General features: G+C 43.4%; 18 protein-coding genes. 1 reads left to right on the top strand and 17 read right to left on the bottom strand.

Going from position 1 to position 19,276, the window contains the following annotated elements; translation table 11 throughout:
* Positions 1-117 precede the first annotated feature (117 nt).
* The 4 genes from R3D00_10370 to R3D00_10355 form a co-directional block, all read right to left on the bottom strand.
* Positions 118-255 (bottom strand): two-component regulator propeller domain-containing protein, encoded by a 138-nt coding sequence (locus R3D00_10370; protein ID MEZ4773575.1) that lies wholly within the window; start codon positions 253-255, stop codon positions 118-120.
* A 15-nt stretch (positions 256-270) separates the two neighbouring features.
* The gene (locus R3D00_10365; GenBank protein MEZ4773574.1) at positions 271-1,074 is read right to left on the bottom strand and encodes a hypothetical protein; all 804 of its coding nucleotides are present in this window, start codon (positions 1,072-1,074) and stop codon (positions 271-273) included.
* A gap of 354 nt (positions 1,075-1,428) precedes the next feature.
* Entirely contained in the window at positions 1,429-1,890 is a 462-nt protein-coding gene (locus R3D00_10360; GenBank protein ID MEZ4773573.1) for a hypothetical protein, read from the bottom strand.
* Positions 1,891-2,205: 315 nt separating this feature from the next.
* A complete protein-coding gene (locus tag R3D00_10355; GenBank protein ID MEZ4773572.1) occupies positions 2,206-3,135 on the bottom strand; it encodes an RraA family protein in 930 nt (309 codons plus the stop codon).
* Positions 3,136-3,231: 96 nt separating this feature from the next.
* Between R3D00_10355 and R3D00_10350 the strand changes: the two genes are divergently transcribed.
* Entirely contained in the window at positions 3,232-4,869 is a 1,638-nt protein-coding gene (locus R3D00_10350; GenBank protein MEZ4773571.1) for an ABC-F family ATP-binding cassette domain-containing protein, read from the top strand.
* An 88-nt stretch (positions 4,870-4,957) separates the two neighbouring features.
* Here the strand turns inward: R3D00_10350 and R3D00_10345 are convergent, their stop codons facing one another.
* From R3D00_10345 to R3D00_10285, 13 genes are all read right to left on the bottom strand, one after another.
* Positions 4,958-7,942: a DEAD/DEAH box helicase family protein gene (locus R3D00_10345; GenBank protein MEZ4773570.1), complete on the bottom strand. Its 2,985-nt coding sequence runs from the start codon at positions 7,940-7,942 to the stop codon at positions 4,958-4,960.
* Positions 7,939-8,487, bottom strand: coding sequence for an RloB family protein (locus R3D00_10340; GenBank protein MEZ4773569.1), 549 nt, complete (start codon positions 8,485-8,487; stop codon positions 7,939-7,941). Before R3D00_10340 ends, R3D00_10345 begins: the two co-directional genes overlap by 4 nt.
* Positions 8,480-9,736, bottom strand: a complete 1,257-nt coding sequence (locus R3D00_10335; GenBank protein ID MEZ4773568.1) for an ATP-binding protein — start codon at positions 9,734-9,736, stop codon at positions 8,480-8,482. The genes R3D00_10340 and R3D00_10335 overlap by 8 nt, the downstream gene beginning before the upstream one ends.
* A gap of 70 nt (positions 9,737-9,806) precedes the next feature.
* Entirely contained in the window at positions 9,807-11,156 is a 1,350-nt protein-coding gene (locus R3D00_10330; GenBank protein MEZ4773567.1) for a restriction endonuclease subunit S, read from the bottom strand.
* Positions 11,153-12,088, bottom strand: coding sequence for a PDDEXK nuclease domain-containing protein (locus R3D00_10325; protein ID MEZ4773566.1), 936 nt, complete (start codon positions 12,086-12,088; stop codon positions 11,153-11,155). Before R3D00_10325 ends, R3D00_10330 begins: the two co-directional genes overlap by 4 nt.
* Positions 12,085-13,881 carry a class I SAM-dependent DNA methyltransferase gene (locus tag R3D00_10320; GenBank protein ID MEZ4773565.1) on the bottom strand — a complete coding sequence of 599 codons (1,797 nt, stop codon included), beginning with the start codon at positions 13,879-13,881 and terminating at the stop codon, positions 12,085-12,087. Before R3D00_10320 ends, R3D00_10325 begins: the two co-directional genes overlap by 4 nt.
* A gap of 246 nt (positions 13,882-14,127) precedes the next feature.
* Complete coding sequence (locus tag R3D00_10315; GenBank protein ID MEZ4773564.1) at positions 14,128-14,490, bottom strand: hypothetical protein; 363 nt, start codon at positions 14,488-14,490, stop codon at positions 14,128-14,130.
* 12 nt (positions 14,491-14,502) lie between these two features.
* Complete coding sequence (locus R3D00_10310) at positions 14,503-14,994, bottom strand: hypothetical protein (GenBank protein ID MEZ4773563.1); 492 nt, start codon at positions 14,992-14,994, stop codon at positions 14,503-14,505.
* 38 nt (positions 14,995-15,032) lie between these two features.
* The gene (locus R3D00_10305; protein ID MEZ4773562.1) at positions 15,033-15,827 is read right to left on the bottom strand and encodes a hypothetical protein; all 795 of its coding nucleotides are present in this window, start codon (positions 15,825-15,827) and stop codon (positions 15,033-15,035) included.
* A 21-nt stretch (positions 15,828-15,848) separates the two neighbouring features.
* Positions 15,849-16,574 carry an acetolactate decarboxylase gene (locus R3D00_10300; protein ID MEZ4773561.1) on the bottom strand — a complete coding sequence of 242 codons (726 nt, stop codon included), beginning with the start codon at positions 16,572-16,574 and terminating at the stop codon, positions 15,849-15,851.
* Positions 16,575-16,590: 16 nt separating this feature from the next.
* The gene (locus R3D00_10295) at positions 16,591-18,021 is read right to left on the bottom strand and encodes a M20 family peptidase (GenBank protein ID MEZ4773560.1); all 1,431 of its coding nucleotides are present in this window, start codon (positions 18,019-18,021) and stop codon (positions 16,591-16,593) included.
* 87 nt (positions 18,022-18,108) lie between these two features.
* The gene (locus R3D00_10290) at positions 18,109-18,570 is read right to left on the bottom strand and encodes an SRPBCC domain-containing protein (GenBank protein MEZ4773559.1); all 462 of its coding nucleotides are present in this window, start codon (positions 18,568-18,570) and stop codon (positions 18,109-18,111) included.
* Positions 18,571-18,634: 64 nt separating this feature from the next.
* A complete protein-coding gene (locus tag R3D00_10285) occupies positions 18,635-19,267 on the bottom strand; it encodes a YdeI/OmpD-associated family protein (protein ID MEZ4773558.1) in 633 nt (210 codons plus the stop codon).
* Positions 19,268-19,276: the final 9 nt, after the last annotated feature.

The raw sequence follows: 19,276 nt of genomic DNA, 5'->3' as shown, positions 1-19,276 counted from the left end.
ACAATACATATCACAGATACATACTGATTTCTAATCTACAACAAAAGGCTGAAAAAACTTGTCTGACGCCGAAATTTTCAGGTGTGCGGTATGCTCAACCATGACATTGGCCGGCAACTAATCCCACGGCCCATTCTTTGTGACATTAAAAAACCCCTTCCCATCATAACGGTAAAGCCCCCACGTACCCAACCAGAGATTGCCCTTGCTGTCCTGAAATATATACCTGATTCCCGCTTTTATCCTGAAAAACACGGCGAATATATTCGCTTACCTGGATGGACCAGATATCTCATCCCATTCAGCTGCTTCCTTTGCCGCCTTTACCTTCCATAACCAATAAAGACCGCCAAAAGGAATCCCGAATGACCAGATAGCATTCATATAACCCGTATAACTCAAGCTGACTCCCAAAAGAATTTGAAAAAATAACAGTTTAAAGGTGAATCCACTAATTGCTGAATAGGTAATGGTAGGTGCATTAAAAACAATGACAGCCAGATATTTCAGCCATTTCCTTTTGAAGTTACTCTTTCTGATTTGATTGATGACATAGATGTTGAAAGCAGGGATACAAAGTGCAATAAATCCGAATAGCCAGAAGGGAAGCATATTCGGAATCTTCTCTTTGATCTGCATAAGGCTCACATTCACAATCTTTTTTGCAGGATCATAAAACATCAAATTGAGGACGCCAAATTCTTCTTTATTGGCAATCTGAATATATACCCGCGTCGTATTAGGTGGAGTACTGTTTTCTTCCTCAGTGGAAATCTTCTTTTCTGATTGCATCAGCGAGTAATCAAGATCTTCGCCAAAATTGTTGACTACCAAATCGCGAAATGCAGGCAACAAAGCCCTAACCGTATCGGGATGAATCTTGTCTTCCCATTCATATTCTACCGCAAATAGGCTCATACATTGATCATAATCTTCCCGGATCAATGCCTCCATAAATTCTTTGGATGTATTCCGATAACTTAAAGTATTCAGAAGAAACTGGCATCCGGAAAGGATAGTTATAACCATGATTGCGGCAAGGGTGAGAATCCTGAGAGATATTTTGGCGTGCATGAAGTTAGAATGTTACATTAAATCTTTACAACTAAATTGAAGGCAATTTCAGCAAGAATTTTATTCCTGCCTGCCATTCTGCTCTTTTTTGAGATTTCCAATTTCCACATCCCATAAATCTCCATAATTCACTTCAATCCCGCAAACAATTTGTGAGGAAATAGCATCTATTCATTTTATTATAATTGCGCCGGAGGCGCGGATCCGGGGGTTCGACTACGCTCACCCACCGGATTACCTGACTACGCTCACCCTCCGGGTTATGCGACTTCTCACCTACCCGATTTGGAGTCGAAACCAACAGCGTTAAGAAAGTTTGATTTTCAGGGTATTCGCCTACTCGTCAGCGCAGTTCTACTTTCCTTTTTCCAGGTTTTTTAGGTCTTCCAAATCTTTTCCCCGGCCAGATGCTCTTTTATTGGTCTTCAGATCTTCCAGCCCAATAAAGCTTACAGACATCCCATCCACATCAATGATATTCCTATTTGGATACGCATCTATAAAATTCACTCCATCAATACTGGTGATTACATCAATTCTATATGGAGGATATCCAATTTGAATAATTTGATCGGCTGTGGTAAAATCTAAAGATGTTAGTCCAAATGAAGTAAGCCCAAAATCATGGAATACTTTTACAAGTTTTTCACCATTTTCGGGCGATGATTCAACCCAGAAATCCAGATCACCGGTGTATCTTGGATAACCATATACACCGACAGCATAACCACCAGTAACCAAATAACGGACATCATGCCGATTTAACAATTCGACAAACTCTCTGAAGTCTGGGCTGAATACCTTTGAGTCGGACATATTGCAGGCGAAGGATTTCAATTGCAGTAAGACGTTCCTGAGGGGTTTTACTCAGCCAGTACATCAGGTCTGAGTGTTGTTCATGAAGGCCTACTATTTTGACTACTTTTTCCATACTTCAAGATACGAAAATAAATGTTAATTGTAACCACAATCCGGGGGTTCGTTTCTGAAAACCAACTAAAAAGCCACCATGTCCACAATTAGCCCGCCAGTCCCCCATTAAAATGAGGGACTGACTTCGAGTCGAGGCTTCCTTATGGAAGGCTGAGATCCCATCAAGGGATGACCTCAGCCAACAGTAGAAGGGGGGTCTCAATGCTCCTCCTTCGCGAGGTAAGCTTCGATGTCCTTCTGGGTAATGCCAGTTTTCTTCGGGTATTTGGCAAACCACTTGCGGAACTCATCCTTCATATTGTCGGCCCAATCGCCATGTACTTCGCCCGAAGGGTATTTGCCCAACTGCAACATATACCGCTCAAACTCATCGCGCAATCCGATCATCTCGGAAGTAGTTACCAGTCCCTCCACCAAATAAGCGGGAATAAATATCACACCGTAATCATTGGCAAACACCACGTCTCCGGGAAAAACCGTAACCTCCCCGATCCTGATCGGGGTGTTGATATAAGCCAGGGTCATGTCTTTGATAAAGGATGGATCGTGTCCCTTGATCCAGGCGTTAAATCCTTCGGTTTCCTTCAACTCCTGCATATCGCGGATAGAGCCATAAAATACTACGCCTTTGCCAGTCTTTCCGTAGATCGCGTTGCCAAGGCTTGAGCCGATCAGCGTGCCGTCTTTGACTTTCCCATACCCGTCGGCGACATAAATATCGCCTTTGGTCAATACATCAATCGGCCAGATGTTGATTCCGCCGCGCTGATTGCGCCCTTCTTCTTTTCCTCTTGCCCGCACCAGCGAGTCGAGGTCGGGCCTTGTCGGCAGAAACTGCGCCGTAACCACACGGCCTACCATCGTTTCGCCGGGTTTGAGAATGATCCAGTCCTTTTCGATCTGATTGCGGTACCCGCGTTTTCCCAGATACCCCCAGATCTGTTCAAGGGTACAGTTTTGCAATCTCTCCAGAATATCATCGGAGACCATGGGCCGGCCGTCAGCAAACCGCTCGCCCTCCCAACGGGAAGTCAGCGTTTTTACGTAGTCGGGAGAGGCGCCAATACTCTGGGCATTTACGATCAGACACGACAATACCCATACAATAACGAGTGTAGTTCTAAGCATAGCAATGAGGTTAAGATTATTCGCAAAAATATAGGCAACAAAAAGTGGTTTGCCAAGAGAAAGATATTCGTAATTTTGCAGCCTCAAAAACAAATTATGATTTCTGTTGATAATCTTGCGGTAGAATTTAATGGCTCGACTTTGTTTAGCGGGATTTCTTTTGTGATTAACCCCACAGATAAAATCGCGCTCATGGGGAAAAACGGGGCGGGAAAGTCAACCATCATGAAAATTGTCGCCGGTGTACAAAAACCTACCCGCGGCACGATCGGCGCGCCTAAAGACGCTGTGATTGCCTATCTGCCGCAACATCTGCTGACCGAAGACAACTGCACGGTATTCGAAGAAGCGGCCAAAGCCTTTGCGCATATATTTGCCATGCGCGACGAGATCGATGCACTCAACCATCAGCTCGAAACCCGCACAGACTACGAAAGCGATGAGTACATGGCCATCATCGAGAAGGTAACCGAGCTGGGGGAAAAATTCTACAACCTGGAAGATATCAACTACGATGCGGAGGTGGAAAAAGCGCTGAAGGGGCTGGGATTTAAGCAGGGTGATTTTACCCGGCAGACCAGCGAGTTTAGCGGCGGATGGCGGATGCGGATCGAACTGGCGAAAATCCTGCTGCAAAAGCCCGACCTTATTTTGCTCGATGAGCCTACCAACCACATAGACATTGAATCTGTCATCTGGCTGGAGGACTTCCTGGTCAATAAGGCCCAGGCCGTGATGGTTATTTCTCACGACAAAGCCTTTGTTGACAATATCACCAACCGCACCATTGAGGTTACTATGGGTCGTATTTACGACTATAAGGCCAAATATTCGCATTACTTACAATTGCGGGAAGAGCGGAGAACGCATCAGATCAAAGCCTACAAAGAGCAGCAAAAATTCATTGCTGAAACCATGACTTTCATTGATCGCTTCAAAGGCACTTATTCCAAAACCAACCAGGTAAATTCCCGCGAGCGCATGCTGGAAAAGCTCGAAATTATCGAAATCGACGAGATCGACACCTCTTCCCTCAACCTGCGTTTTCCTCCGGCTCCCCGTTCCGGCGACTTTCCGGTAACAGTAAAAGATGTATCCAAATCGTATGGCGATCAGGTGGTGTTTAAGAATGCCAGCATGTCCATCTCCAGAGGCGAAAAAGTATCCTTTGTGGGGCGAAACGGGGAGGGGAAATCGACCATGATCAAGGCGATTATGGGGGAAATAGAGGTAGAGGGAACGTGTGAACTTGGGCACAATGTAAGAGTCGGGTATTTTGCGCAAAATCAGGCGTCGCTGCTCAATCCGGAACTGACCGTTTTCCAGACAGTGGATGAGGTCGCGAAGGGCGAAATCCGCAAGCAGATCAATAATATTCTGGGAGGATTTATGTTTGGCGGTGAGGACGTGGACAAAAAAGTGAGCGTATTGTCGGGCGGAGAAAAAACCCGTCTGGCGATGGTAAAACTCCTGTTGGAGCCCGTCAACCTGCTCATCCTCGATGAGCCTACCAATCACCTCGACATGAAGTCAAAAGATGTGCTGAAAGAAGCATTGCTGGGCTTTGACGGCACGCTGATTCTGGTATCACACGACAGGGATTTTCTTCAGGGCCTTTCACAAAAGGTATTCGAATTTAAAGACCAGCGCGTGATCGAACATTTTGAGACCATTGACGCCTTCCTGGAGCGCAACCGCCTCAAAAACCTCGCAGAGATCAACCTGATGAAGTAAGGGGGGCGTCAATACATTTACCATTCCGCTGCGAAAAGCTTTGGCTTGTGGGGTTTTGGGAAATGTGGGGGACTGCTGAGGGTTGGGATTATTCATTCAGCTTTTTATAAATCTTTTTCATCATTATTTCTTTCACTAAGTCCCCGAAGACTTGATCCTCCAGAATCTTTTCAAAGATTTCCTGATTTTGGTCCATGCGGCCAATGAGTTTATCAATAAACTTGTCGTTGAAGGCAAATTTAAATGTATCGATTTTATTCACTCTTGCCTGTGTCTGCAGGGTTTCATCATCCATCAACTCCGCTTCTATCTGGTCAAAGAAAAGTTTGTCGGCTTCTTCAAATTCTGTCCCGAAACGGTCATTCAGCACGTTGATGATTTCAGAAAGTAAGGCTTCTTCGTCTTTGGCTCTTTTCAGTCCGGCTTCCGATGTTCCGCTTAGTTCGCCGTCTTCTCCTTTTTGTAGTTCAATTGAACCTTCTTTAATCTTCTGTAAACGGTAATACTCCAAAGCCACTTCATCATCTAAATGCAACGATTCTGAGAGTTCTCGCTTTGGAAGTCGGGTTTGAAGGAGTTTAGCATAGGCATAAAACTTCTCGAATTCTGAATCAATAAAAGGCATAATTTGAGAAAGGAAAGCATACAAATTTGTCCAGGAGCGTAAGCCTTTTTTGAACTCATCCCGTTTTTCTTCTTCGGCAATTGCTTTGAATCTGTCAACCGCAGGATCTGTAAAAGCGTACAAATGCTTTTGGTGTTTGGGATTGTTCAGTTTAGTGGCCGGATTGAAATACACATTGGCAAAAGCTTCAATTTCTTGTGCCCAATAAACTTGAAACTCATCTAACTTTGCTTTCAGGTCATACAAATGATTGATGTCCGTTTCTTCAGTCACAGAAGTGATTTCATAGTAAGGCTGAAACGAATCTAAAATAGTTTGCCTATCATTGGCAAAATCCAACACAAATGTATCTTCTTTTCCTGGGTGCATTCTGTTTAAACGAGATAACGTTTGAACTGCTTTAACTCCAGATAGCTTCTTATCCACATACATAGTATGTAGTAATGGCTGATCAAATCCTGTTTGGTATTTGTCCGCTACAATCAGGATTTTGTACTCGTCTTTTTCAAAAACCCCTGGCAATTCTTTTTCTCCCCAACCTGTTAGTTGAGGCTCTGAAATACCGTCCGGTGCATTATCATCTACTACCTTTCCTGAAAAAGCAACCAATATTTTGATTTCGTTTCCATAGCCTTTGGTTTTGATATATCTGCCAAATTCTTCAAAATAGCGTTTGGCATGTAGTCTTGAACCACATACCAACATGGCTTTTGCCTTGCCTCCAATCTTTTTGGAAACAATATCCCGGAAATGTTCTATGATGATTTCCGTTTTCTGAGCCAGATTGTGTGGGTGAAGAGATACGAATTTCCCGATGGCTTTCGCTGCTTTTTTCTTATTGAGTTGTGGGTCGTCCTGAATGGCTTTGGTCAACTTAAAGTACAGTTCATAGGTAGTATAGTTTTGCAGCACATCCAGAATAAACCCTTCTTCAATGGCTTGACGCATGGAATACAAGTGAAAAGGCCTGGGTTTTCCATTTTCGTCTTTGTCTCCAAAAACTTGTAAGGTTTTATATTTTGGGGTTGCTGTAAAGGCGAAAAACGAAATATTGGGTTGTTGCCCTCTGGCTGCTGCCGACTTCTCAATTTGTTCTCTTATGAAATCGTCTCCTGTGTAATCGTCAGTGTCGTCTGTGATGGCTTGCTCCAATGATTTGGAGGTCAAAACTTCTTTGAGTTTTTTACTTGCTTCGCCGCCTTGTGAACTGTGGGCTTCATCAATAATGACTGCATATTTTCTATCTGGTAATTCTCCCACTTTGTCCACTACAAAAGGAAATTTCTGCAAAGTGGTGATGATGATGTTTGTGCCATAACCCAAAGCAGAAGCCAATTGCGAACTGTCTTTATCGATCTTTTGAACTACGCCTGTTTTATGTTCAAACTGGTAAATGGTGTTCTGCAATTGCTGGTCAAGTACTTTTCTATCGGTTACGACAATGACAGAATCAAAAATCCGCTCGTCTGTGGCGTTGTGCAAACTCGATAAGCGATACGCCAACCATGCAATGGAATTACTCTTGCCCGAACCTGCGGAATGCTGTATCAGATAGTTTTTCCCAATACCAACTTGTAAAACATTCTCGCCAATGCTTCTTACTGCATCCAACTGATGGTATCTCGGAAAAATCAACTTTTCTTTCTTGTAAATTCTGCCATCCACCTCAATTTCTTCCGTTTGTAAATGCACAAAGCGTTGAATGATTTCCATCCAACTATCCTTTTGCAAAATATTTTCCCATAAATAAGCGGTTCTGTATCCGTTGGGATTTTGCGGATTACCCTTGCCCTTGTTTGCTCCTTTGTTGAAGGGTAGCCAGTAGGTTTTACTTCCGTCTAATTTGGTGGTCATAAATACTTCGTCCTGGTCAACTGCAAAGTGAACCAAAGCACGTTTTTTAAAGGCAAAAAGCAATTCCCGATTATCCCGGGTGGTACTGTATTGTTTTAAGGCATTGCCAACACCCTGACCCGTAAACTGGTTTTTCAACTCTAAAGTGGCTACGGGTAATCCATTCAGAGAAAGTACCACATCCACACTTTTCCGGTCTTTGTTGCTGAAATAGATCTGTCTGTAAACTTTCAGCTTGTTTTTGTTGTAGAATGCTACCGCATCAGGATTTAAACCCGAAGCAGGCTGAAAATACGCCATTTGAAAACGCACCCCATAATCCACAAAACCATTCCGAAGCACATCTAAACTGCCACGCAAATCCAGTTCTTTGTACAACCGCTGAATAACCCGATTTTCTGCATCTGCTCCGTGAATGGCAGCAATCTTTTCCCAGCGTTTAGGCTGTGATTCTTGTAAAAACTGAATCACTTCGTACTTGAACATACCCAGATCAGGGCTGTAATCGGGTGCATGGCCTTCGGTGTAGCCGCCTTGCTCCACGAGCGACTGCACCAAGGCGGTTTCAAAGGTATTTTCGGTTGTGATGCTCATGGTTCGCGTTTTATTTGATCCAGCTTTTCAATAAAAATATAAACATTTGAGGAAGGATTTTGATTTTCGGGCAGTTTTTTTGCCTTCTCGCATGCCTGAACCACGCATTCTTCCAGTTTTCTGCCCAATTTGGTATTGATTGTGCCTTTTATAAAACCTGTACGTCGATTCAGGTCACGTTCACATTGTTCTGATGACAGGGCTGCGGTTTGGTTTTTGAAATGGAGCAGAAACCAAAGTTCAATGGCTGGATTGGAGAGGAGCAGGGTGGCTTCTTTGATAGATTGTAAGCGCTGAAGGACCGCAGGTACATCGGCATCGTATAACAGGAAATCAAGGTCTTTGGGGTGAGCAGGTTTGCTTTTTTTACATTGGCTGATATAGCGGCTGGAAATAGAGGAGCCCGAAATCCGCGATTCAATTTCAATAGGTAAACGGTACTTAGCACGCAGGAATTCCACGTAGGCTTTTTCGGTTTCGCCTTCACAAAAAACCCATATCTGAGGTTTAATCTTTTTACCCAGTGGCTTGCTGCGTTTACTCATTCAATATCCGCTTGATGTTTTCCTCAGAATCGTTTACATAAGGCACAGCATCAAACCGCCCTTGCAGATAGGCTTTTTCCAAATCCATAGTATCCCTGAAATCGCTGTAGTCATACAGAGAGTACATGTCAGTAGAGCTGTCTTCTTTTTTGTTTACAAAATAGATCTGATCTTTTCGCATTCGCTTCAAGTCCAGAAATCTGGTATTGTGGGTGGTGCACAGCAACTGCGCTTGTTCGCCAGCTCTGAAGAAGTTGAAAATATACTCGATGATTTTGGGATGAAGGCTTTCCTCTATCTCGTCTATCAGCAATATTTTGTTGTGCTTCACAATGTCGAGGATCGTAAGCATAATAAAAAAGAGCTTGATGGTACCCTGCGACTCCTCTGTGAGAAAATCAAATGTTCTACCAGGATCGCGGCGGTGGTGAGTCGTGATTTGAAGCCGCTCATGCACCACATCTTCGGCTGTGAGGGTCATACTGGTCAGGTCGGCATTGATATTTTTACCAGGTTGTTTCAGGGTTTTGATCTTCACGTCCACAATGTCGCTGTCTGCAATTTTGAGGGCTTCAATCAGTTGATGTTTATTCTCTGTGCTCAGGTTCTCGATAGCCGCCACGCCAAAGCCCAAATACTGGAGGATAAAGGTTGTGTGAAAAAACCGGTACACTTCTTTAGCAATATCCCGATCCATCTGGCTGGCCCGGCTGATAAACAAGGTTTTCACGGAGGTGCTTTCCGCCACATCGAAGGGGCGTTTGATCACCTTGCCAAAGGTGTAGATGTCTCGTTTGTCTTTGCCCCGCCGCTCGTCGCGGGTAAAAATTTCCTTGATACGTCCTTTGGGGTAATAATGCAGGCTTTCAGTTACAACCTCGTTGCGTGTGATGCTGAAGGCGTATTCGTATTCGATGCCTTCGATTACAAATCGGATACTATAGCTGCTGGGCTTGTTGGCGAAGCCGTCAAATTTGAAGGGCTGAAAATTAAAGGTGACGTTTTCGTTGTGCAAGTGTGATTGCAGTACCAGGTTGTGGCAAAACCGGATAGATTTGATCAGATTACTTTTGCCTGAGGCATTGGCCCCATAGATCACCACAGTTTTCAGCACCTCGGTATCCGTGTATGAAAAGATATTGCGATCCAGCGAGCGCGCATGGGCCGACCGTATAGGGGCTGCCCGAAAATCGAGCCTGAGTTCCTCCTTGATAGAGAAAAAATTGCTTATGCGTATTTCGAGTACCATTTTGCAGGCTATTTTTGTAAAAATATTCCAAAAATAACATATAAAATACCAAAAGCAAGCTTTTAGTTGCTCAATCGCTTACTTTCACCTTCCCAGTCACCACCTCGCTGATGAGCGCCGTGCGGTACTCAGTTAAGAGGTCAATCAATTTTTCGGTTTTGGATTTTTTGGCGTCTATACGGGCATTTTCCGTTTCGATGTGGCGGACGATGGCTTGTTGTTCTTCGTTAGATTCTGGTAAGGGTAAAATAAAATTCTTCAATTGTTCAAAATTTAAGCCCTCTCTATTAGCACCTGTTTGCTGAAGTCTAATTTGTGTTTGTCCTATTTCGGAACGCATGATATAATAGAGAAAAATTGTTTCTACTTTTTCCAGAATAGGACGAATGATACATACATGCTGATTAACATTTCCTTTTCCAAATCCATCAGGCACATAAAAACATCTACCAATTGAAGCACCTGTAATATTTAGTAACACATCACCATCTTGAATCCTGCTATTACTCATTCCTTCATCAATCTCTTCGGATATATAGGCTACATCATCAAGCCTTATACCATCAAAATGGATGTTCTGGCTTCTAATCAATGGTATTCCACTTGTTAAATATACAGAAGAGCCACCTGATGGAGTTACTCCACTTCCAATTTTAGAAACGATTAATTTCAACCGCTTCACCTCCCACTCCTCCGGAATTTCCCCCAGCCATTCAATGCCTGAATCTTTCATAGGTGCATCTGAGCCAAGGCATGCCTTGGCTTTACCGGTAACGGCCTGGTTGATGAGGGCTGTTTTTTCTTCTTCGTAGAGTTCGAGCAGGCGTTTTTTGTCGGCTATCAGTTCGTCTATCTCGGCTGTTTTACGGTCGAGGTAGTGGGCGATGGCGGTTTGTTCTTCTATGGTTGGTCGCACCAATCTTAAATTCTCTAAGACATTCATTCCAATGTTTTGCTGAGTTCCATAATTCCAGCCAAGTTCAATCGCTGTGAAAAAGCGTTTAGATTTCATATAAAAAAACAAGAAATCAGTTGTTATTTTCTCGGGATCTGGACGAAAAGCAGCTAATGGAGACCATATATTAAATTCCGTATCTGTTTCTACTCTAGCTAAATTTCCTGTAGTAGCACCAGACTTAATCATATACACATCTCCTTTTTGAGGTTTATATTTCTTGGAAAATCTTTCATGGTCTTCTATTGTGATATTTCCCCTTTTCTTCTCAAAATCAATTTTATCTTCCTTTATGGCTTCAGCTGAAATGAAAATAACACCTTCACTTACCAACTCAGGGGTTTCATGCGGACCATCTGTTAATGGAATTGACAATGAATATTTTATTGGTACTAATTCCCAATGACTCGGAATCTCTCCAATCCACTCTATGCCAGAATCTTTGTATGCATCGTATTTTCTCATGGCTTGCTGTTTATGTTCATTTTAGAAATCTCTATAGCACGGTGCATTTTGTCAATAAACCACTGTTTGTCGGGCAGTTCGGTAAGGTATTGGGCTACCTTGATGTTTTCTTCGCCCAGCATAAGTAATTCTATGTGTTCGGTATTGCCCTCGCTACACAAGAGCAAGCCTATAGGGTCGTTTTCGTGTGTTTGTTTTTCGTGTTTTTGCAAATACCGCAAGTAGAGTTCCATTTGGGCTTTGTACTCAGGCTTAAATTTGCCCAATTTCAAATCAATAGCTACCAGCCTGTTAAGTTTTCGATGATAAAATAGTAGGTCTAAATGATAATCAATGGCGTCAATAGAGATGCGTTTTTGGCGTTCTAAAAAAGCAAAGCCCTTGCCCAATTCCATAATAAATTGCTCTAATTGAAGGATGATGGCATTTTCTAGCTCTTTCTCTGAATGAAAATTGGGTAGGTTTAAAAAATCCAGGACATAGGTGTTTTTAAATACCATTTCAGGTATTAGCGTCTCATTGGGTGATGAAGAGAGCAAATTAACGATGTCTTTTTCGTCTTTGAGGGCTATTGCCGTACGCTCAAAAGTCATACTGTCTATTTTTTCTCTAAGTTCTCTTACACCCCAGCGGTTGTGGATGCTCATACGGCTATAGAAAAGGCGTTTGGAGGCATTGTCAATATTAGCCAACTCAATCAAGTGACTCCAACTCAATTGTTGCGACAGTGTCGCAACTATTTTTGCTCCATATTCCAAGCGTTCTTCTGTCTTTAGTTCAGTATTAATAAATTGCCCAATAGACCAATACAGCAAGGTAGATTCTTGATTGACATATATCGCAACTTTGCTTCTAGCATGCTCAATGAGTGTGTCAATACCTTTAAAAAGCAGGTCGCTTTTATTTAGGATGATATTTTCTATTTTACTCATGAGTCCAATACCGTTTTTTCAGTTTCCAACGTTTTTTCCTCTAAAGCCAAAATATCGGCTTTGATGTCTGCCAGTGGCCTTAATGGCTTAAACTCATAGAAATATTTGGTAAAGTTTATTTCATAACCAACTTTGGTTTTGCTGTGGTCTATCCACGCTTCGGGTAGATGGGGTTTTACTTCCCGCTCAAAATAACCCTCGATCGTCTGAGGAGACAGGGCATACCCTGTCTTTACAAGGAAAGGTATATTTTCGTAATCACGCAAAGAAGTGTCGGGCTTGGGTTGTCCTTTACTTTTTACCACCTTGCCGTTTTCCTTTAGCGGCTGTTCAACCGTAATTCTCCAATAGCCAAAAAACTCATTGGGCAGAATTTTGCAAAACTCGTTTTCTTCAAAATTGCCATAGAGTTGCGTAATGAAGCCAATGCCTTTTTCATTTCCGTTTTCAGCAATTTTCTTGCGTTTATTGCCCAGGCTTCTGTCCATTTTTTGCCAAAAGCGGTTGAAATCGAGTTTGCCTTCTTTGGTCAGTTCTTCATCTTTTGCACCAGTTGCATTTATCAATTGCACTTTACCGCTTCGCTCGGCACTTTTGTTGTTGGTGATTATCCAGATATAGGTGCTAATGCCTGTGTTGTAAAAGAGTTGATCGGGCAGGGCAATGACTGCTTCCAGCCAATCATTTTCAATAATCCATTTCCGGATATTGCTTTCGCCACTTTCAGCTGCACCCGTAAACAATGGCGAGCCATTAAAAACAATTCCAATTCGAGTTCCTCCTGATTTCATTTTAGAAATCATGTGTTGCAGGAAAAGCAAAGAACCATCATTGATTCTTGGTAATCCTGCCCCAAAACGTCCGCTCATGCCTTTGTTGTCTGCTTCGGCTTTGATGATTTTTTCGGCTTTTTTCCAGTCCACACCAAAAGGCGGATTGGAAAGCATGTAATCAAACTTTTCTTCTTCCAGTCCATCCACTGTAAAGGTGTTTCCAAACTTGATGTTGCTTGGGTTTTGACCTTTAATCAGCATATCCGATTTACAGATGGCGTAGGATTCAGGATTGATTTCCTGACCAAACACTTTTAGTTCAGCTTTCGGGTTGAGTTCTTTTACATATTGCTCACCTACCGAAAGCATTCCGCCAGTACCGCAGGCAGGGTCATAAAGTGTTTTTACAATTCCGTCTTGGGTAAGTATGTCTTTATCTTCAATGAAAAGTACATTTACCATCAGGCGAATGACTTCTCTTGGTGTAAAGTGTTCCCCGGCTGTTTCGTTGGATTGTTCCGCAAATTTTCGGATGAGTTCTTCGAAGGTGTACCCCATTTCCATGGAATCCATGTCGGTTAAATCTATTTCTTGAAAAGACTTAACGACACGAAAAAGAATATCGGCCTGGGGGCCGTCCATTCGGTCTATTTGATCATCAAAATTGAAGTACTCAATAATTTCCCTGGCACTGGTTGAAAAGCCATTGATGTAGTTTCTAAGATTTATAGCAACATTATCAGAGTCAGCAATGAGTTTATCAAAGTTGAATTGGCTTCTGTTGTGGAAGTTGAAACCCGCAATTTTATTGAGCGCAATGTCTTTGGCACTTTCTTTTAGTGAATCTACTTTGGGTAGGTAGTCCAGCACTTTCTGTTTGGTCGGTTCGAGTACACAGTCCAGTCGTCTGAGTACTGTCATGGGTAAAATTACCTTTCCATAGTCAGACTGTTTGTAATCTCCTCTCAACAGGTCTGCCACTCTCCAAATCAGGTCTGCTTTTTCTTTAAAATTCTTCATTTAAGTCTTTTGTTGTTTATCAATGTTATTATTCTGTCTCTGTCGTGCCGTGAACAAAAACTCAAGTTCTTTCACTTTTCCCACCCTTCTGCACATGCTGGTGCCGCCCATCTTTTCCCTAATGGAAAACTACCCTCTTACGCTATAAATTTACTGTATTTTTTCCAACATCCTCCCGGTTTTCACCGCTTGCATGTGACAAACTAATAACAGAACCTGTACCAGTTACTGTCACTGGTATAGTTGTTACCATTGCTGAAATCTTATCCCAAGTTGGTTGTCTGCAATAGCAAATTCTTTTGCCCCCCAGGGCCTCAGGGTTACTTTATTAAGATTAGGATGAAGCAGATAAGGAAAAGATCCAGCTATTTTTTCATATACTTCATCAATATTATTTGTTACCAGCCTTAGCTCTGGATTATGCTCTTTCGCTAATTTCTCGTCCTGAAAAACCATAATCCTTATTCCTTCCTTTTCCAATACGCAATATGGTTGTGAGGCTTTTAGATCTTCGTGTACAATTGTAAATTCCAGACAGTCAACAAATAATTTTAACCCGTCTAAAATATTGATATAAAACACACCAGGCACTAACTGTGAAAAATTCATATGTAAGGTATATCAGGATTTTAACAATTGGTCGTCGGGCGCTTCAGGTTTTTCGCCATACCCTTCTATTTCATACTCTTCCAGGCAGGATGCGATGGGCTTGTCAACGTTCATTTTCCTGAACAGTTCAACCTCATTTCTGCTTTGTTTTCCGCCACCGATCCTGATTAAGGCATCAATATATCTCACAAAAGATACTGATTCATCCCCAAATTTTTCACCAACCAGGATACATTTATTTACCGGATATACTCCGCTTTTCACCTGCAATGCCTGTTTAGCCGAAAATCCGGTTGTCGTGAACCTATACTTATCTGCTAACTCATAGGCGATTTTGGGAACTCCGGAATTCGTGTATCCACTCACTATTTCAATAGGTTGGTCCTGATGCGCTTCTTTAATTCTTCTGAAAATTTTATCCAAAATCAGATAAGCTGCTTTCTTATCAAATTGATCCCTGCTGAATCCTACGATACCATATCTGATTGTTTTTGGGGAGGTCATTTGGTTGTCTCCTGATGCGCCACCGAAATTTCCCCTCCTCACCAAAGTCTTTGGTTGTTTTTGACGGTTCTGGCCGAACGGGTCGCCTGAAACCACTGCAAAGGAGAAGCGGAAATCAAACCCTGATTGGTGCTGTTTTTGCCGTCGCAGGTGCCGTTGTAGGTGGCGGTACCGTGGATGGGGGTAAATTCGCCCGGGGTGGTGCAGCGGAATACCGGGTTTCGCCACTCCACGCGTGCGCTTTCTGTATCGCAGCCGACGCCATACCCCGTCTCGATCCAGACCGTGGCATCCTTCATAAATGCGGATTTGGTGATGACAATTCCCAGTTGCCTTTCCTCGCCCGTCTCGTAATTGAGCACAAAAAATGCCCACTGCCAGTAACCTTCCGCGTTTTTGTCAAGCCGCCATACGCGATATCGGTACCATTTGCCCAGTTCCCATGTGTAGGGCGTGTTGGTACGGCCAATACCGCCATAACCTGCCCAGTCTGATCCCCCACCCCAGTTGACGCCTTGGTTATTGTTGTTGGCAAATTCTTCCACGCCTGCCCACTGAAGTCCGCCATGTGCCCATTCGTCATGGTCGGTAAAGTTGACCTGAAGGGAAAAATAGTACAGCCAGCTTCGATCCGGATTTGTGGGAAAATTCGTAACCCGGATGTCTATATCGTAGTTATAAATCTCTTTTTTATCGGAATCCAGCCACGTGTGGGTAGATTTGGGTTCTTTATCCATCGCGCCGGACTGGGCAATCACGGGCTTACAGGAGCATAAAAACCATACTGCTCCCAGAAGAGCCAGTAGTCTATATTCGAAGGGATAATTTTTCATTGTTTTGTATTTGGCAGTATCCTATTTCTTTGGTAAAAATAGTGTCATTTTTCCAAACTGAGCCTCGTCAAGATGCCCCATTTTGCTTTCATCTGCGGTAATCAGATGCAAGTGTAAAAATGAGTCATGATGGGTAAACACGCCTTTATGGTCGGTCGAAAAAAAACCGACTATTTCGACCGGCTCATTTTCCAATTTATAGTTGGTCTGCCCCTGATGCGCTTCCTGGGGTGAAGATACTTTTGTTCCGGGGGGTAGGTTTTGAATGTGAATGGAGGCATTCGACACGGTTCCCTTCATCTTAAAGGCAAAGGGGCGGGGATGGTCTTTGGTTTTTTCATCCACAAAAGCCTCCAGTTCTTTGAGGGTAATGATATGTTCGGGTAAATCTGTTTCCGCCCATTCATCCACATTCGCATATACAAAAAATGGCGCTGATGCCTGAAAGGTCTTTTCAACCGACATTTCCGAATCAGAAACTACGCGTGAAACATAGGACTTCCCGTCATTGATCAGAATTTCTCCTGAAAGAAAACTCAATGGCCCCAATCCGTAAAGGCCTGTTGTATTTTCGATGGTGTCAAGGTTAATTACGCCTGCCAGTTCGCCTTTCCACATTACGTTTTTCATCGCACCTGCAATTTTTACGTCAGAATGACGGGCTTCAGTTGTTGAATCCTTACCGGAGGGCTGGCAGCTCACGAGCCAGACGATCAGCACAGTTGGAAATAATTTTTTAGTTATCATTTTGATGCAAAATGTTTTATTCCGAAGCGCCATTTTTGATCAGTTGATAATAAAACCGAAGGGCATTTTCCAGTTCTGCTACGGCCAGTCTTTCATTCAGGCCGTGGAATGATTTGATATTTCCCCGGTTGATTTTGATCGGGGAAAACCGGTAAATATCCGCAGATATATCCTTAAAATGCCGCGAATCTGTAGCTCCGACAACCAGATAAGGCGAAATCAGCGTCTCAGGATACACCTCCGCAATGGAACGGGCAAGGGTCTGATATCCCAGCGAACTGACCGAAGAAACCGCCGAAGGTTCTGACCGGGTTTTGACCGCTGTTATGGAAATGCGATCGTCGTTTACCACCTTCCTTATAAACGCCTCCACTTCTTCAAAAGTAGTTTCCGGTAAAACCCTGAAATTTACAATTGCCTTTGCAGAACGGGGAATGACATTTTCTTTTACCCCGCTGTTGAAAATGGTAGGGGAAGTTGTGGTTCTCACCAGCGCATTTCCCGAAGCGCTTTTTTCGTATGCACCGATAATCATTGACCGGAATACCCCTTTATTGGCGAAGGCAAGTTTATTGAGAAAAGGCATTTCCGGCCCCAGGGCCTCGATAAAAGCATCAATAGGTGGAGTAATTTTTGCAGGCAGCGGATTTTCTTTCACCCGTGCTATGGCGGCGGAAAGTACGTCAATGGCGGTTTCTTTTTCGGGCATGGAAGAATGGCCGCCTTCGATCTCCACAGACAGCTCCAGAGTCAGAATGCCTTTCTCTGCAATGCCAATCAGTGCGACATCTTTTTCAAGGCCGGGCACGAGTCCCTGAGAAATGGTTCCGCCCTCATCTATCACAAATTCGGCCTCCACTGCCTGCTCCAGCAAAAAGGCAGCGATGGTTTTGGCGCCGTTGGTTCCGCCGATTTCCTCATCATGTCCCAAAGACAGGTAAATGGTGCGTTTGGGTTGATAACCTTCGGAAAGCAGTCTTTCCACCGTCTCCATGATACCGATTACCCCGATTTTATCGTCAATGGCTCCCCTACCCCATATCGTGTCATTGACAATATTGCCGCCAAAAGGATCATGTTTCCAGTGGGGAATGTTTTCACTGAGCACAGGCACCACATCCAGATGCGCCATCAATACGATCGGTTTTAAGGTTAGGTCAGCACCTTCCCACTTGTACAGGTAACTGAACGTGTTAAACACCTTTTTTTCCAGCAGCGAGTCGGCCAGTGGATAGGTAGTTTTCAAAAACGCCGCAAACTGGTAAAACTGTGTGGAGTCAAAATCGGCAGGGTTTTCGGGTGAAACGGTTCTGATCTGTATGGCATGGGAGAAATTGACAGTGGAAGCAGAATTGATTTCAATCGCTACCACCGGGTCATATTGAATCTGTTTCGATTGGAAGGTGAATGTATTTCCTGCCAGCCAGGCGATAAACAGCAGGAGCATTGATAAAACCAAAAGAATTACCCTTTTGAATGTCCTCATTTTATGAATGTACCATTAAAAAAGTCAGTAACTGCAATTACGACTTTTTCACAGACTTTCTGCAATCGTCTGAAGCTTGTTTAAAGCCTGTGGATACGTCTTGTTGAAATAATCCAGATAATCTTCCACTGCATCGATCTCTACTGTTACTGTTGTTCCGCTATCATTCCCTTCAAAGTGATAATTTTCCATACTGCCTGCCCATTTTGCCACTTCTTCGCCCTCCGTAATTTCCTGTTCTCCGTCCACCATTCCGTAATGGCGAATGGAAACAAACGTAAAAGGAGTATTTTCGGCGACTTCGGAGACCATTCCCCCGCGTTTTCCCTCTGCGTCAACACCTACAAACAGCATTTTCGAGCCCTTTTCCCAGTTGCCTACATAAGTTGAAGATGGATTAAATTCGGCAGTCCATTGTTCGTAGGTTTTAATATTGCTGATACCCAGCATAGCATTGTAAACCTTCTCCGGAGAGGCATTGATGTTTTTTGTGAATTGCAGCTTTTTCATTGCGGGATTATTGATAAATAAAGACTTGTTTTTCTGGGAGTTAGCTATTCCTCGTACGAATATACTAATCATGGAATCCTTCTCCATTGAGAATTTTTTCAATATATTTTTGCACTCTCGCCTCCCGGGTTTTGGATTGTTTGGGTTGGGAGAAATAGTGGATATATCCTCTCTGCCGTCCCGGTGTCAGTGCCTCAAAAGCCGCTTTCAGGTCGGGAAATGTATCCAACTGTATCTGAAATTCGTCGGGGATGGGGAATTCATCTATTTTTTTAAAATTCACCTTTAGTCCGGCTTTTTCCACTTCAATCGCCTCAAAAATACATGCCTTAACCAGGTCTGCTTTCTCCATGATTTGTTCAGCAGAAGTAAAACGGATCAGGCGGACAGACTGCGAATTTTCACCCGGCGATTCCAGCAGTCCGTGGGAATTGTCCAGCAGCGCACCTTTGAAAAAACTGATCGAACAATACTCTTTAAAAGCAGCCATCACGGCGATATTCTTCGACTGAAAGGTATAGGTCGGAACACTCCATTTCCTTTCCTCGGTCAGTCCGCAATCGAGAAGGATCATTCTCAATAATGGCAGCTCCCTCTCCCAGGTATGAACCTTGCATGCAGGCGTACCTCCCAAAGGGCAACGTTTACAGCCCTCAGCCAGATACTGATCTACCGCCGGATTCTTGCTATTATCCATTTTGATTTT

The sequence above is a fragment of the Bacteroidia bacterium genome (assembly GCA_041391665.1).
Lineage (GTDB): Bacteria > Bacteroidota > Bacteroidia > J057 > J057 > JAGQVA01.
Note: the sequence above shows the minus strand (reverse complement) of the source record. Positions and strands in the feature narration are given on the sequence as shown.